Source organism: Kribbella sp. CA-247076, from assembly GCF_050942445.1.
Taxonomy (GTDB): Bacteria; Actinomycetota; Actinomycetes; order Propionibacteriales; family Kribbellaceae; genus Kribbella.
On the sequence record NZ_CP192051.1, the window covers coordinates 1,043,205 to 1,057,357 of the forward strand.

Annotated in this window: 13 protein-coding genes; 9 read left to right on the forward strand and 4 right to left on the reverse strand. The window is 70.4% G+C overall.

Annotation, left to right across the window (positions count from 1 at the left end; all coding sequences use genetic code 11):
- Nucleotides 1–53: 53 nt before the first annotated feature.
- Nucleotides 54–1,919 (reverse strand): translational GTPase TypA, encoded by a 1,866-nt coding sequence (gene typA / locus ACQPYZ_RS05005; RefSeq protein WP_433165703.1) that lies wholly within the window; start codon nt 1,917–1,919, stop codon nt 54–56.
- 284 nt (nt 1,920–2,203) lie between these two features.
- Here typA and ACQPYZ_RS05010 point away from each other — a divergent pair, with 284 nt between their 5' ends.
- Nucleotides 2,204–2,839 carry a TetR/AcrR family transcriptional regulator gene (locus tag ACQPYZ_RS05010; RefSeq protein WP_433165705.1) on the forward strand — a complete coding sequence of 212 codons (636 nt, stop codon included), beginning with the start codon at nt 2,204–2,206 and terminating at the stop codon, nt 2,837–2,839.
- Here the strand turns inward: ACQPYZ_RS05010 and ACQPYZ_RS05015 are convergent, their stop codons facing one another.
- Nucleotides 2,840–4,003, reverse strand: a complete 1,164-nt coding sequence (locus ACQPYZ_RS05015) for an FAD-dependent monooxygenase (RefSeq protein ID WP_433165707.1) — start codon at nt 4,001–4,003, stop codon at nt 2,840–2,842. It abuts the gene before it with no gap.
- A gap of 111 nt (nt 4,004–4,114) precedes the next feature.
- On the opposite strand from ACQPYZ_RS05015, the gene ACQPYZ_RS05020 reads away from it, so the two are divergent.
- Nucleotides 4,115–5,377: an erythromycin esterase family protein gene (locus ACQPYZ_RS05020; protein WP_433165709.1), complete on the forward strand. Its 1,263-nt coding sequence runs from the start codon at nt 4,115–4,117 to the stop codon at nt 5,375–5,377.
- Here ACQPYZ_RS05020 and ACQPYZ_RS05025 read toward each other — a convergent pair.
- Nucleotides 5,371–6,120, reverse strand: a complete 750-nt coding sequence (locus tag ACQPYZ_RS05025) for an SDR family oxidoreductase (RefSeq protein ID WP_433165710.1) — start codon at nt 6,118–6,120, stop codon at nt 5,371–5,373. The genes ACQPYZ_RS05020 and ACQPYZ_RS05025 overlap by 7 nt on opposite strands.
- An 82-nt stretch (nt 6,121–6,202) precedes the next feature.
- Between ACQPYZ_RS05025 and ACQPYZ_RS05030 the strand changes: the two genes are divergently transcribed.
- The 4 genes from ACQPYZ_RS05030 (at nt 6,203) to ACQPYZ_RS05045 (ending at nt 9,697) form a co-directional block, all read left to right on the forward strand.
- Nucleotides 6,203–7,138 carry a hypothetical protein gene (locus ACQPYZ_RS05030; protein WP_433165712.1) on the forward strand — a complete coding sequence of 312 codons (936 nt, stop codon included), beginning with the start codon at nt 6,203–6,205 and terminating at the stop codon, nt 7,136–7,138.
- Nucleotides 7,139–7,204: 66 nt separating this feature from the next.
- Nucleotides 7,205–8,455, forward strand: coding sequence for a D-inositol-3-phosphate glycosyltransferase (mshA, locus tag ACQPYZ_RS05035; RefSeq protein WP_433169627.1), 1,251 nt, complete (start codon nt 7,205–7,207; stop codon nt 8,453–8,455).
- Entirely contained in the window at nt 8,452–8,940 is a 489-nt protein-coding gene (locus ACQPYZ_RS05040) for a YbjN domain-containing protein (RefSeq protein WP_433165714.1), read from the forward strand. Before mshA ends, ACQPYZ_RS05040 begins: the two co-directional genes overlap by 4 nt.
- A gap of 10 nt (nt 8,941–8,950) precedes the next feature.
- Nucleotides 8,951–9,697 carry a phosphoglyceromutase gene (locus tag ACQPYZ_RS05045; protein WP_433165716.1) on the forward strand — a complete coding sequence of 249 codons (747 nt, stop codon included), beginning with the start codon at nt 8,951–8,953 and terminating at the stop codon, nt 9,695–9,697.
- A gap of 481 nt (nt 9,698–10,178) precedes the next feature.
- Here the strand turns inward: ACQPYZ_RS05045 and phoU are convergent, their stop codons facing one another.
- Nucleotides 10,179–10,886, reverse strand: a complete 708-nt coding sequence (gene phoU, locus ACQPYZ_RS05050; protein ID WP_433165718.1) for a phosphate signaling complex protein PhoU — start codon at nt 10,884–10,886, stop codon at nt 10,179–10,181.
- Between the two features lie 207 nt (nt 10,887–11,093).
- Here phoU and ACQPYZ_RS05055 point away from each other — a divergent pair, with 207 nt between their 5' ends.
- From ACQPYZ_RS05055 to ACQPYZ_RS05065, 3 genes are all read left to right on the forward strand, one after another.
- A complete protein-coding gene (locus tag ACQPYZ_RS05055; RefSeq protein ID WP_433165720.1) occupies nt 11,094–12,308 on the forward strand; it encodes a sensor histidine kinase in 1,215 nt (404 codons plus the stop codon).
- The gene (locus tag ACQPYZ_RS05060; protein WP_131353111.1) at nt 12,305–12,982 is read left to right on the forward strand and encodes a response regulator transcription factor; all 678 of its coding nucleotides are present in this window, start codon (nt 12,305–12,307) and stop codon (nt 12,980–12,982) included. Before ACQPYZ_RS05055 ends, ACQPYZ_RS05060 begins: the two co-directional genes overlap by 4 nt.
- Nucleotides 12,983–13,066: 84 nt before the next feature.
- Nucleotides 13,067–14,083 carry an iron-siderophore ABC transporter substrate-binding protein gene (locus ACQPYZ_RS05065; protein WP_433165722.1) on the forward strand — a complete coding sequence of 339 codons (1,017 nt, stop codon included), beginning with the start codon at nt 13,067–13,069 and terminating at the stop codon, nt 14,081–14,083.
- The last annotated feature ends 70 nt before the right edge of the window (nt 14,084–14,153 follow it).

Below are 14,153 nucleotides of genomic sequence, written 5' to 3' on the forward strand. Positions count from 1 at the left end.
GCACAACCACCCCCGCCGCCGGACCGACCAAAGGAATATCACATCTGTGTGATTCAGCTCTTGTTCTTGCGGCCGAGTTTGGCTCGTTCCACCTGGGTGAGGGCTACCTTGCGCATGCGGACGGCGTCGGGGGTGACCTCGACGCACTCGTCCTCGCGGCAGAACTCCAGGCACTGCTCGAGGGAGAGCTTGCGCGCGGGCACGAGCTTCTCGAACTCGTCCGCGGTCGACGACCGGACGTTGGTCATCTTCTTTTCCTTGGTGATGTTCACGTCCATGTCGTCCGCGCGCGAGTTCTCGCCGACGATCATCCCCTCGTAGACCTCGGTCGTCGGCTCGACGAACAGCGTGCCGCGCTCCTGCAGGTTGATCATCGCGTACGACGTCGCCGCGCCGGCCCGGTCCGCGACCAGGGAACCGCTCGGCCGCGTCCGCAGCTCGCCGAACCACGGCTCGTACCCCTCGAACACGTGGTGCGCGATCCCGGTCCCGCGGGTGTCGGTGAGGAACTCGGTCCGGAAGCCGATCAGCCCCCGCGCCGGCACCAGGAACTCCATCCGGACCCACCCGGTCCCGTGGTTCGTCATCTGCTCCATCCGGCCCTTGCGGACCGCGAGCAGCTGCGTCACCGTGCCGAGGTACTCCTCGGGGCAGTCGATCGTCAGCCGCTCGACCGGCTCGTGCCGCTTGCCGTCGATCTCGCGGGTGACCACCTGCGGCTTGCCGACGGTCAGCTCGTAGCCCTCGCGCCGCATCTGCTCGACCAGGATGGCGAGCGCCAGCTCACCACGGCCTTGGACCTCCCAGGCGTCCGGCCGCTCGGTCGGCAGAACCCGGATCGACACGTTGCCGACGAGCTCCTTGTCCAGCCGGTCCTTGACCAGCCGGGCGGTCACCTTGGTGCCCTTGGTCCGGCCGGCCAGCGGCGAGGTGTTGGTGCCGATCGTCATCGAGATGGCCGGCTCGTCGACGGTGATCAACGGCAGGGGCTGCGGGTTCTCCGGGTCGGCGAGGGTGTCGCCGATCATGATCTCCGGGATGCCCGCGATCGCGACGATGTCACCCGGGCCGGCCGAGTCGCCGGGCACCCGCTCGAGCGCCTCGGTGACCAGCAGCTCGGTGATCTTCACCCGCTCGACCGACCCGTCGTGCTTGCACCAGGCGACCTGGGCGCCCTTCTTCAGCGTGCCCTCGTGCACCCGGACCAGCGCGAGCCGGCCGAGGAACGGCGAGGCGTCCAGGTTGGTCACGTGCGCCTGCAGCGGCGCGTCCTCGACGTACGTCGGGGCCGGCACGTTCTCCAGGATGGTCTGGAACAGCGGCTCGAGGTCCTCGGAGTCCGGCAGGCCGCCGTCGGCGGGCTGGGTCAGCGAGGCCCGGCCGGCCCGGGCGGACGCGTACACGACCGGGAAGTCCAGCGCGCTCTGGTCGGCGTCGTGGTCGAGCAGGTCCAGGAACAGCTCGTAGGTCTCGTCGACGACCTCGGAGATCCGCGCGTCCGGACGGTCGACCTTGTTCACCACCAGGATCACCGGCATCTTCCGCGCCAGCGCCTTGCGCAGCACGAACCGGGTCTGCGGCAGCGGGCCCTCGGAGGCGTCCACCAGCAGCACGATCGCGTCCACCATCGACAGGCCGCGCTCGACCTCGCCGCCGAAGTCGGCGTGGCCGGGGGTGTCGATGATGTTGATCGTCATCTGCTCGCCGTTGGCCATCTTGTGCCGGACGGCGGTGTTCTTGGCCAGGATCGTGATGCCCTTCTCACGCTCCAGGTCGCCGGAGTCCATCGCCCGCTCGTCGACGTGCTGGTGGGCCCCGAAGGCGCCGGACTGCCACAGCATCGCGTCCACCAGGGTGGTCTTCCCGTGGTCGACGTGGGCCACGATGGCCACGTTGCGCAGGTCGTTACGGACAGGCATGGGGAAGCGCTCCAAGCGATCAGGGGGCAGTCAGCGGAATCAGGCGGTGGCTACGGCAAGTTCACGTGCCACTCGACACAGGGCGCAGCCCCTCCATCTTACCGGTGACGGGGCGTGCCCACGAATCGGGCACCCCTTTGACATTCGTTGACTGGACGTCCAGTCTATAGACCGGGCGCCTGGGGAGGGGTCCGAAGGAACGGGGGGTCAGCGCCCGGGAGTGCCGAGCACGGAGTGGGGGGTTGCTCGGCCTCCGGGGCCACGACCAGGTTGAGGAAGGAACCGTGCCGCGCTCGGCCACCGCGAACCAGGAGATGCGGGAGCGGTCCCGCGAGCGCATCCTGGCCGCTGCCCTCGAGGTGTTCGCGGCGAAGGGCTACGAGGCCGCCTCGATCTCCGAGATCACCGCGCGGGCGGAGGTCTCTCGCGGCCTGGTCGCGTACTACTTCGCCACCAAGGAGCGGCTCGCGGCGGAGCTGCTGGACCGCTGGCTGGACGGCATCACCGGGATCCTGACGATCGAGGGTACGCCGGACGAGCGGCTGGCCGGCATCATCGACGGCGCCCTGATGGCCGCGGCGACCACGCTGCCGATCCAGCGGCTGGCGATCACGCTGATGATGCAGCCCAGTACGCACGACGTCTTCGCCCGCGTGGAGGCCGAGAAGAACGTCCGGCTGGCGCAGGTGGAGGACGCGATCCGCTCGGTCTTCGCCGAGCGCGGCGCCGCCGATCCGGCCGTCGAGGAAATGTTGCTCAGAGCAACCTTGGAGGGCGTCACCGTCAAGCTGGCGATCTACCCGCAGACGTTCCCGCTGGAAGCCGTCCGGCGCCGCCTCTACGTCACCTACGACCTCCCGGAGCCTGCCGCGCCGCTCCCGGTCCCGTCACCGCCGGTGCACCGCCTCCGCGCGAAGTGATCAAGCCGGCGGCGTCCAGTCCAGGATCCGGGTGCCGCTGCGATGCGCCGCCCGCGGGGGAGTGACCCGCAGCAACGCGTTTCGTGCCCATTGGCCGACACCGGGACCGAGGTGCGCGCCCAGAGCCGCCATCTGCACCGACCGGCTGACCAGACGCTGAGCCCGTCCGTGCCGAAGCCTCTCGTAGTCGCAGAGCGCGGACGACAGCTCGCGATCGGCACGGACGACGGCTCCGAGCGTCACGCCGTCCTCCAGTGCCGAGTTCGCGCCCTGGCCGAGGGTCGGCAGCATCGGATGTGCCGCGTCCCCGATCAGGACCGTACGCCCCTGGGTGTACCTCGGCAGTTGCCGCGACAACTCCCACACATCGTGCCGGATCAACTGATCCGCCTCCGTCGCCCCGGTCAGCGCCCGTACGTCGGACGCCCACGACGCGAAGTACTCCCGGGCTGCGTCGAGCTCGTTCGCGAACCGGTGTCCGGTCGGCAACCGGACGTACCCGTACCAGTAGACCCGCTCCGGGCCGATCCGCAGCGAGCCGAACTCCGCGTGCGGCCCCCACACCATGGCGAACCGGTCGTCGACGATCGCGCGGTCCGCGATCACCGCCCGCCAACTCGAGTAGCCGCTGTACGTCAACCGGAAGCCCGGAAACAGCACGCTGCGGGCGACACTCCGAATCCCGTCGGCGGCCACCAACAGGTTGGCGGTTGCGCTGTGCGTGCCGTCGGACGACTCCCACACCACGCGGGCCGGCTCGCCTCCCGGCGTACCCGGCCAGAGTGCGCTGACTCGTGCCCCGGTGACCAGTTCGGCGTCGCGGGCCGACTCGACCAGGGCTTGGTGCAGCTCGCGCCGGTGGATCCCGATCATCAGGTCCAAGTCACCGCTCGGTGCATCAGGGGCCCGGAGCAACCATTTTCCGTCCGCGCGCCGGGTGCCCGCCGGCCGCAGTACGCGACCGTGGCTGCGTACCCGGTCGCCGGCGTCGATCGCATCGAGCGCCCGGGCGCCGTTCACGGTGACGGCCAGGCCGGCGCCGACCTCACCCAACTCCGGCGCGCTCTCCAGGACCAGGACCTTCCAGCCCGACCGGATCAGCGCCGCGGCTGCCGCGAGTCCGGCGATCCCGCCGCCCGCCACGATCGCTCGGTGCTCTGTCATGGCGTTCACCGTAGTGACGCGGAAACCCCTGCGCGTACGACGGTCGGCGTATCTTCGGAGCCGCCCGGTGAGGGATGTCAGGCCCGCTCCGGGACGCCAGTGTGGTGAGGCATGGACAAGACTGTGGTTTCCCGGAGGACGTTGTTGGGTGGCGCGCTCGGCGTGGCCGCGGCGGGCGGGCTGGGGGTGCAGAGCTCCGTGGCCGTGGGCGATCCGGTCGCGCGCTGGATCCGCCGGAACGCCGTACCGCTGGACGATCTCGGCCACTTGCGCCGCTCGATCGGTACGGCGCGGATCGTCGGGCTCGGTGAGGCGGTGCACAACACGGCCGAGATCACCCGGCAGAAGCACCGCGTACTGCGCTACCTCGTCGAGCGGATGGGGTTCCGGTCGATCGCCTTCGAGGAGGACTGGTCGCTGTGCACCCAGGTGAACGAGTACGTGCGGACCGGTCGCGGTGACCTGAAGGCGGTCATCGGCCAGATGAGTCCGGCCTGGCGGTCGCAGGAGCTGGCCGACATGATCGAGTACGTCCGCGCCTACAACGCGAGGCGTCGCGACAAGGTCTACTTCGCCGGCGTCGAGTACTACTCGACCCGTGACCTCGCGTACGACGCCATCGACCAGTACGTCGCCCGCCACGCACCCGGCCGGCTCGCGGAACTGCGCCGCAGCCTGGATCCGCTCCGCCCGAGGACCACGGACATGGGCAAGTACGTGCGGTGGTACTGGAAGGAGGTCGCCGACAAGGCGCCGTACATCAGCAAGGCGCGGGCCGTGTACGACCTCGTCCGCCGGATGCCCGACCAGGTGATCGTCCACCACGCCCGGCAGATCGTCTCGTTCTACGAGGCGTTCAGCCTGCCCGACGACGAGATCCCGGCGTACCGCGACGCCCGCGCGGCCGAGAACGTGCGCTGGGTGCACCGGTACACCGGCGACAAGGTCGTGTACTGGGCCGCGAGTGCGCACACCGCGAACGCGCCGGGGGTCCGCTACGTGGTGCCGCCGATGCCCGACGTGACGTTCCGGAACGCGGGCTCCTACCTGCGGCGCTGGTACGGCGACCGCTACCGCATCCTGGGCTTCACCTTCGACAGCGGGACGACGCTGGGGCCGATGGGACCGATCGACATGCCGCCGGCCTCGGCGGACTGGTTCGAGGCCCGGCTCCGTTCGGCCCGGCCCGAGCTGTTCAGCCTGGATCTCCGGAGCCCGGCGAACGGCGCCGTCCGGCAGTGGCTGCGCAGTACGGCGAAGACGCGCGGCTACCCGGAGATCGGGCCGACGTCCTGGATGACCGGGGGCAGTGTCGGCGAGTGGTTCGACGTGCTCATCCACGCCCGCGAGGTCACCGCGGCCACGCCCTACTGAACCCGGTGCACCTTGTGCTGGGCCGCCTGCGCCCGCGGGCGGACGGTGAGCCGGTCGATGTTCACGTGCGGCGGCCGGGTCGCGACCCAGGTGACGATGTCGGCGATGTCGTCCGAGGTCAGCGGCTCGGCCACGCCGGCGTACACGGCGTCGGCCTTCTCCTGGTCGCCGTCGAACCGGGTCAGCGCGAACCCCTCGCTGCGGACCATGCCCGGCGCGATCTCGCAGACCCGGACCGGCTGGTCGTACAGCTCCAGCCGGAGCGTGTCGACCACGGCCTTGACCGCGTGCTTGGCGGCGACGTACCCGCCGCCGCCCTCGTAGGCGACCTGGCCGGCGGTCGAGCCCATCACGACGATCGTGCCGCGGCCGGCGACGAGGGCCGGGAGCAACGACTTGGTGACGGCGGCGACGCCGATCACGTTCACCTCGTACATCTGCCGCCAGGCCTCCAGGTCGGCCTCGGCCACCGGCTCGAAACCGAACGCGCCACCGGCGTTGTTCACCAGCAGATCGAGCCGGTCGCCGACGGCCGCGGTCAGCGCGGCGACGTCGTCGGCCGACGTCACGTCGCACCGCACCGCCCGGCCGTCGATCTCCTTGGCCAGCGCCTCGATCCGGTCGAGCCGGCGGGCCGCGCAGAGCACCTCGAACCCCTCGCGGGCCAGGTGACGGGCGGACGCGGCGCCGATGCCGCTGCTCGCTCCGGTGACGACGGCGAGCGGACGCGTAGTCGAAGTCATGCCTCCGAGTCTCGCAGGCCGGTTGCCATCGGCGGGAACCAGTCCGCACAGTAGAACGTCGGGTCTTTCGGGAGGGGGCGAGATGGCGACTGAGTCCGGCGAGACGCCCGGCCACCTGCGGACGGTCCAGGTGTTCTCGCCCGACGTGCCCGCCTCGGCCCGCAAGCTGCTGACCGAGCACCCGGACGCCCTGATCCCCGCGAGCACGCCGCACGACGAGGTCGTCGCCCGGCGTCAGCCACCGGGCGAGTCGGTCGGCGGGCTGTTGATCTTCGGCGGCATCGAGGTCGGCGTGTGGTTCTTCCTGCGCTGGCTCCTGTTCACGATCTTCCCCGACGGCCTGGCCTTCTGGCTGAGCACCGGCGCCGCGGTCCTCGGAGCCTTGCTGTTCACCGCCGGAATCGCCGCGCTGGCGGGCGAGTCCAGGGCCCACGGGGTGGCCCGGAAGTACCACGGTCAGTACCTGCTGACCGAGGACTGGGACGAGCGGGGCCGGGCGCTGATGCGGCGTGCGCAGCAGGCGATCGAGCGGATCCAGGACTCCGAGGTGAGCCGGCGCGGCCTGCTCGACGCGGCCAAGAACGACGTGGTCCTGCCCGAGCAGCTCTGGGACATCGGCCGCGTGCTCCACCAGATCTCCGCGCTGCGCGGCCGGCAGGCGAACATCGAGGAACAACTCCGGACCGCCCGGCTCGAAGCGGTCCTGCAACCCCAACGGCAGGCCCTCGACCTGTCCGCGAACGCGATGGAGGCGAAGGTCGCCAAGCTCGAGCAGTACGCCGACCAGGTCCGCGCGGCGGACGCCGTACTCGAGGTCGAGACCGCGCTGGAAGGCGCGCTGCAGGACCGCGACCGGTACGTCGAGCTGCTCTCCAGCACCGAGGTCGCCGGGCACAGCGGCCTGATCGAGGAGCTCAGCCAGGAGACCGCCGACCTGCGCGAGACGCTGTCACGCCGGGTCGCCGCCGCCCTGGAAACCGGTCAGGCTCTCGCCCTGCCGGAGCAGGACGCGGACTGAGAACGCCAGGGTTACGCTGGCCACGTGAGCCTCCCCTCGGCCGACCGCCCTCTCCGGCGGGTCGCGATGATCAGCCTGCACACGTCACCGCTCGATCTGCCGGGGACCGGGGACGCCGGCGGGATGAACGTCTACGTCGTGGAGCTGGCGAAACGCCTCGCCGACCTGGGGATCGAGGTCGACGTGTTCACCCGCGCGACCTCGTCGGCGCTGGCCGCCCGGGTCGAGCTGATGCCCGGCGTGATGGTCCGCAACGTCGCCGCCGGTCCCTACGAAGGGCTGACCAAGAACGAGTTGCCCGCCCAGCTGTGCACGTTCGCCCGCGCGGTCCTGCGCGCCGAGGCGATCCACGAGCCCGGGTACTACGACGTCATCCACTCGCACTACTGGCTCTCCGGCCAGGTGGGCCTGCTCGCCCGCGACCGGTGGGCGGTCCCGCTCGTGCACACCATGCACACGATGGCCAAGGTGAAGAACGCCAGCCTGGCCGACGACGACGTACCCGAGCCGCCGGCGCGGCTGCTCGGTGAGGAGCAGGTCGTCGAGGCCGCCGACCGGCTGCTGGCCAACACCGACGACGAGGCGGACGAGCTGATCACGTTGTACGGCGCCCAGCCGGCGAAGGTCGGCGTGGTCAACCCCGGGGTGGACCTGGACATGTTCGGTCCGGGCGACCAGGCCGAGGCCCGGCGGGCGATCGGGCTGCCGGAGGACGCCGTCGTACTGGCCTTCGTCGGGCGGATCCAGCCGCTGAAGGCGCCCGACCTGCTGATCCGGGCGGCCGCGCGGATGATCGAGCGCGACCCGTCGTTGCGCTCCCGGCTCGTGGTCGCGGTGATCGGCGGCCCGTCCGGCAACGGCATGGAGCATCCCGAGGCACACGCGGAGCTGGCCCGGGCGCTCGGGATCGACGACGTGACCCGGTTCGTCAAGCCGATGGAGCGGGCCGCGCTGGCCGACTGGTACCGGTCCGCGTCGGTCGTCTGCGTCCCGTCGTACTCGGAATCCTTCGGGCTGGTCGCGCTCGAGGCGCAGGCCTGCGGTACGCCGGTGGTCGCGGCGGCCGTCGGCGGGCTGACGACCGCGGTCGCGGACGGCGAGACCGGGCTGCTGGTCCCCGGGCACGCGGTGGACGACTTCGCCGACGCGCTGACCCGGGTCGCGACGGATCCGCACACCCGCGACATCATGGGCCGGGCGGCGGTCAAGCACGCGCGGGGGTTCGGGTGGGAGGTGACCGCGCGCAAGACGGTGGCGGCGTACCGGACGGCGACGGAGACGATGGCGGCGGAGCTCGCCGCGGAGGTGGCGGGATGAGGGTGTCGGCGGCGGACGTGATCCGCCAGGTCCTGAAGGAGAACGAGCTCGACTTCACCGAGGCCGAGCCGGGCGCGTTCACCGCGGACCTGCCGGGGGAGCGGAAGCTGAAGACCACGGTCACGCTGACCGTCGGCGCGCAGGCGGTGCACGTGCACGCCTTCGTCGCCCGCCACCCGGACGAGAACCACGAGGCCGTCTACCGCTGGCTGCTCGAACGCAACCTCAAGCTGTACGGCGTCGCGTTCGCCGTCGACCACCTCGGCGACATCCACCTGGACGGCCGCGTCCCGCTGCACGCGATCACCCCGACCGAGGTGGACCGGCTGCTCGGCGCGGTCCTGGAGTACGCCGACTCGTCGTTCAATACGATCCTGGAGCTCGGGTTCGCGTCCTCGATCCGCAAGGAGTACGAGTGGCGGGTGTCCCGGGGCGAGTCCACCCGAAACCTGGACGCTTTCAAGGGCTGGCTCGAGCCCCAGTAGGCTTGCGGCCATGACCTATCGCCTGATCCTGCTCCGCCACGGCCACAGCGACTGGAACGCCAAGAACCTCTTCACCGGCTGGGTCGACGTCGACCTGAACGCCCAGGGCGTCGAGGAGGCGCACCGCGGCGGGGAGCTGCTGCGCGAGCGCGACCTGCTCCCGGACGTCCTGCACACCTCGGTGCTGCGCCGGGCGATCCGCACCGCGACCATCGCCCTCGAGGTGGCCGAGCGCCAGTGGATCGACGTACGCCGGTCCTGGCGGCTGAACGAGCGGCACTATGGCGCGCTGCAGGGCAAGGACAAGAAGCAGACCCTGGAGGAGCTCGGCGAGGAACAGTTCATGCTGTTCCGCCGCTCCTACGACACCCCGCCGCCGCCGATCGAGCGCGGCTCGGAGTACGACCAGGCCGGCGACCCGCGGTACGCCGCGCTGCCGTCGGAGCTGCTGCCGTCGACCGAGTGCCTGAAGGACGTCGTCGAGCGCATGCTGCCCTACTGGTACGACGCGATCGTGCCGGACCTGCGCGACGGCAAGACGGTCCTGGTGACCGCCCACGGCAACTCGCTCCGTGCGCTGGTCAAGCACCTGGACAACCTGGACGAGAAGACCGTCGTCGGCCTCAACATCCCCACCGGCATCCCGCTCTACTACGAGCTCGACGACGACTTCAACCCCATCACCCCCGGCGGCGAATACCTCGACCCCCAAGCCGCCAAAGAAGCCATAGAGGCAGTCAAAAACCAAGGCCGCTAAACGCACAAAGGACGCGCCTCCGGCGCGGCAGTCTTGTTCGCCGGCTGCGCCGGGCCGCGGGTCGCGGTCACACGTCGGCCCCGCTCGGCGAGTGCAGCGTGAAGCCGGGGGTCGGGTGGAAGCGGACGCGCCTGCGACGCGGCTGTTTTGTTGCCGGCTGCGCCGGGCCGCGGGTGGTGGTTGCGCGTTGGTGTGCTCGGCGGTGGGCAGCGCGGAGGCGCGGGTCGGGTGGTCGTCTCGGCGGGTCGTCGGGGGTGTGAACAGGTTCTGGTGGGGGCGCACAAGTTATTACCTGTTCAAGCCCTCCGCCGCGTGGGCGAACCCCCGACGGCATGAAGCCCGTCGGTAACCATCTGCCTGTTCAAGGCCGACGGCGCGTGGGCGCACCCCCGGCGGGCAGCATCCGCGGTTGGCTGGTCGAGCCGCGACAAGCGACAAGCCCTCGGCTACCACCTGGTGGCCGAGGACTTGTCGGGAAGTGTCAGTTGCCGTTGGGGTTGGGGGTGGAGGCACCGGCGCCGGAGCCGGCGGCGGTGCCGCCTACGGCGACGGGGAGCTCGCCGGTGACCAGGTAGACGACGCGGCGGGCCATCGAGACGGCGTGGTCGGAGATGCGCTCGTAGTACCGCCCGAGCAGGGCGATGTCGACGGCGACCTCGACGCCGTGCGGCCAGGAGGCGTCCATCATCAGCCGGAACTGGTTGCTGCGCAGCTTGTCCATCAGGTCGTCGGTGGCCTCGAGCTTGGCGGCCGCCTCGACGTCGCGGGTCTGGATCACGTCACCGGCGGCGTCGACCATCTTGCCGGCCACCGACCCCATCTCCTCGATGACGGTGTGCAGCTCCTGCGGGATCGCGGGCGACGGGTACCGCAGCCGGGCGATCTTGGACACGTGCGCGGCCAGGTCGCCCATCCGCTCCAGGTCGGCGACCATCCGCAGCGCGGCGACCAGCATCCGCAGCTCGTTGGCGACCGGCGACTGCCGCGCCATCAGCTCGAACACCTTCTCCTCGACGCCCTCGCCGGCCGCGTCCAGCTGGATGTCGGCCGCGATGACCTCCTCGGCCTGCCGGATGTCGGCGGCCAGCAGCGCCGTGGTGGAGCGCCGTACGGCGGTGGACACCGTCCGGGTCATCCGCTCGAGCTCGGCGAGGATGTCGTCGAGCTGCTCGTGGTAGGTGTCACGCATTGTGTTCGTTTCCGATCTGTGGTGTCCGGTACCGCGGTGGACGGGGAGGGTGGCACCCGCCTGGTACCCGCCCAACGGTGACCGTATGCCGTCGAGGTTGCCGGACGGCGACGAGTGGTGAACGCCTGATGAACAGTTGTGTCGTCCCCCGGTCATCCGGTGATCATTCGGTCTTTCCCTGCTGGTTGCCCGCGTAGCATCGATGCCGTGGACCCCACGCTGGCTGCGGTGCTGGGCGGCGTCATCGGCGCGGCCCTGGCCCTGCTTTCACTCGGCGCGATGATGCTCAGCGAGCGGTCCCAGCGTACGATCCCGGAGTCTCCTGACCCGATCGTTCCCCACGGTGTGGCCACCGTGCTGTCCGTACTGCGCTCGTCGGCGGTCGTGATGGGCCCGGAGGACCAGGTGCTCCAGGCCAGCGCCCCGGCGCACGTCCTCGGCATCGTCCGGGGCGAGCGGCTCGTGGTCGACGACCTGCTGACGATGGTCCGGGCGGTCCGCCGTGACGGCGAGATCCGCCAGCAGGACCTCGAGATCGTCCGCGGGCGGCTCGGCGCGACGCAGTACGTGAGTGCCCGGGTGGCGCCGCTGGGCAGCCAGCTGGTGCTGGTGCTGGTCGAGGACCGGACCCGGGAGCGCCGGCTGGAGGCGATCAGGCGGGACTTCACCGTCAACGTCAGCCATGAGCTGAAGACCCCGATCGGGGCGCTGATCCTGCTCGCCGACGCGGTCTCGGAGGCCTCCGACGATCCCGAGGCGGTGCAGCGGTTCTCCGGCCGGATGCGGGTCGAGGCGGCCCGGCTGAGCCGGCTGGTGAAGGAGATCATCGAGCTGTCCCGGCTGCAGGGCGACGACCCGCTGGAGAACCCCGGCCCGGTGGACATCAACGCGGTCGTCGAGGCCGCGGTGGACCGCTGCCGGATCGACGCCGAGGACCGCGACATCAAGATCGTGGTGAAGACCGAGCCCGAGCTCGAGGTGATGGGCAGCGAGGACCAGCTGGCGATGGCGATCGGCAACCTGGTCGAGAACGCGGTCAACTACAGCCCCGACGGCACCCGGGTGGCGGTCGCCGCGCACCCGATCGGCGACCTGGTCGAGCTGACCGTCAGCGACCAGGGCGTCGGGATCCCGAGCAGCGACCTGGAACGCATCTTCGAACGGTTCTACCGGGTCGATCGGGCCCGGAGCCGGGAGACCGGCGGGACCGGGCTCGGCCTGTCCATCGTCAAGCACATCGCCTCCATCCACGGAGGCGATGTGCGGGTCTGGAGCGTCGAGGGCCAGGGCTCCACCTTCACCGTGAGACTCCCCCTGCGCGAGCCCGCAGCGGGTCAGACCGACTCCCCCAGCCAGGAGGAGCCGGCCATCCGCCTGACGCCTACCCCGTCAGGTCAGATCACAAAGGAGACAGCTTCGTGACCCGAGTGCTGGTCGTCGAAGACGAAGAGAGCTACAGCGACGCGTTGTCGTACGTGCTGCGCAAGGAAGGGTTCGAGGTCGCGGTCGCCGAGACCGGCCCGGACGCGCTGGACGAGTACGACCGGGCCGGTGCGGACATCGTCCTGCTCGACCTGATGCTGCCGGGGCTGTCCGGCACCGAGGTGTGCCGGGCGTTGCGCAGCCGGGGCAACGTCCCGGTGATCATCGTCAGCGCCAAGGACACCGAGGTGGACAAGGTGGTCGGCCTGGAGCTGGGCGCGGACGACTACGTCACCAAGCCCTACAGCCCGCGGGAGCTGCTCGCCCGGATCCGCGCCGTACTGCGGCGTGGCCAGGACGTCGAGCTGCTGCCGGACACCCTGGAGGCCGGGCCGGTGCGGATGGACGTCGAGCGGCACGTAGTGACCGTGTCCGGGACCGAGATCCGGCTGCCGCTGAAGGAGTTCGAGCTGCTCGAGATGCTGCTGCGCAACACCGGCCGGGTGCTCACCCGGGGGCAGCTGATCGACCGGATCTGGGGCGCCGACTACGTGGGCGACACCAAGACCCTGGACGTGCACGTGAAGCGGCTGCGCTCCAAGCTGGAGAAGGATCCGTCGAACCCGCAGCACCTGGTCACCGTGCGTGGCCTCGGCTACAAGTTCGAGTCCTGATTCACATCCCCGCGGGTCGCGGGGGTGAGTGAGGTTAGCTTAGGCTCTCCTTAGTTGAGGCATTTTCGTCTAAGGAGAACCACCATGTCCTGGTCCCGTACCCGGGTCGTCAGCGCGGTCACCGCCGCGCTCCTCGCGACGACCACGCTGGCCGCCTGCGGCAGCGACGCCGGCGAGCAGAGCGGCGATACCGCCGGTACGGCGGCCGCCGGGTTCCCGGTGACGCTGAAGAACACCTTCGGCGAGACCACCATCACCAAGAAGCCGGAGCGGATCGTCACCCTCGGCTGGAACGCCCAGGACGTGGTCTACGCCCTCGGCGAGACCCCGGTCGGGATGCCGAAGGTAACCTACGGCCCGACCCCGGAAGGGGTGACCGCGTGGGACGCGGACAAGTTCGACGCCTCGAAGACCGAGCTGCTGGACACCGGTGACAAGTTCCCGTTCGAGAAGATCGCGGCGCTGAAGCCGGACGTGATCCTGGCGCCGTACGAGGGCTTCGACGCGGCGACGTACAAGACGCTGACGGACATCGCGCCGACCGTCGCCTACCCGGGCGCTCCCTGGCAGACGACCTGGCAGGACCAGACCCTGCTGGTCGGTCAGGCCCTGGGCAAGAAGGCCGAGGCGGAGAAGCTGATCGCGGACCTCGGCGACAAGATCAAGCAGGTCGCCTCCGAGCACCCGGAGTTCAAGGGCAAGACGATCACCGTCGGCTCCTTCGGGGCCGAGAACTACGTCTACATGCCGGGTGACCCGCGGGTGCAGATCCTGAACGAGATGGGCTTCGTGAACGCGCCGGGCGTCGAGGCGCTGGAGAAGACCAACACGAAGAAGGAGTTCGCGCTCACCATCAGCAAGGAGAGGGTGTCCGAGGTGGACGCCGACGTGGTGGTCGCGTACGTCGACGGGCTGGGCGCGCAGAAGTTCACCGCCGACCCGGTCTACTCCTCGATGGGCGCGGTCAAGCGCGGCAGCGCGTACGTGATGGAGGACCAGCAGGTGATCTCCGGGATGAGCGCCGTCAGCGTGCTCAGCGTCCCGTGGGTCCTGGACAAGATCGTCCCCGGCCTCACCAAGGCCGCGCAGTCCGCGGGTTAGCCCCGCGAAGCGGCCCGGTACGGCGACCGATCCGTCGTACCGGGCCCGATGCGTCCGCCGGGGCCTCGGC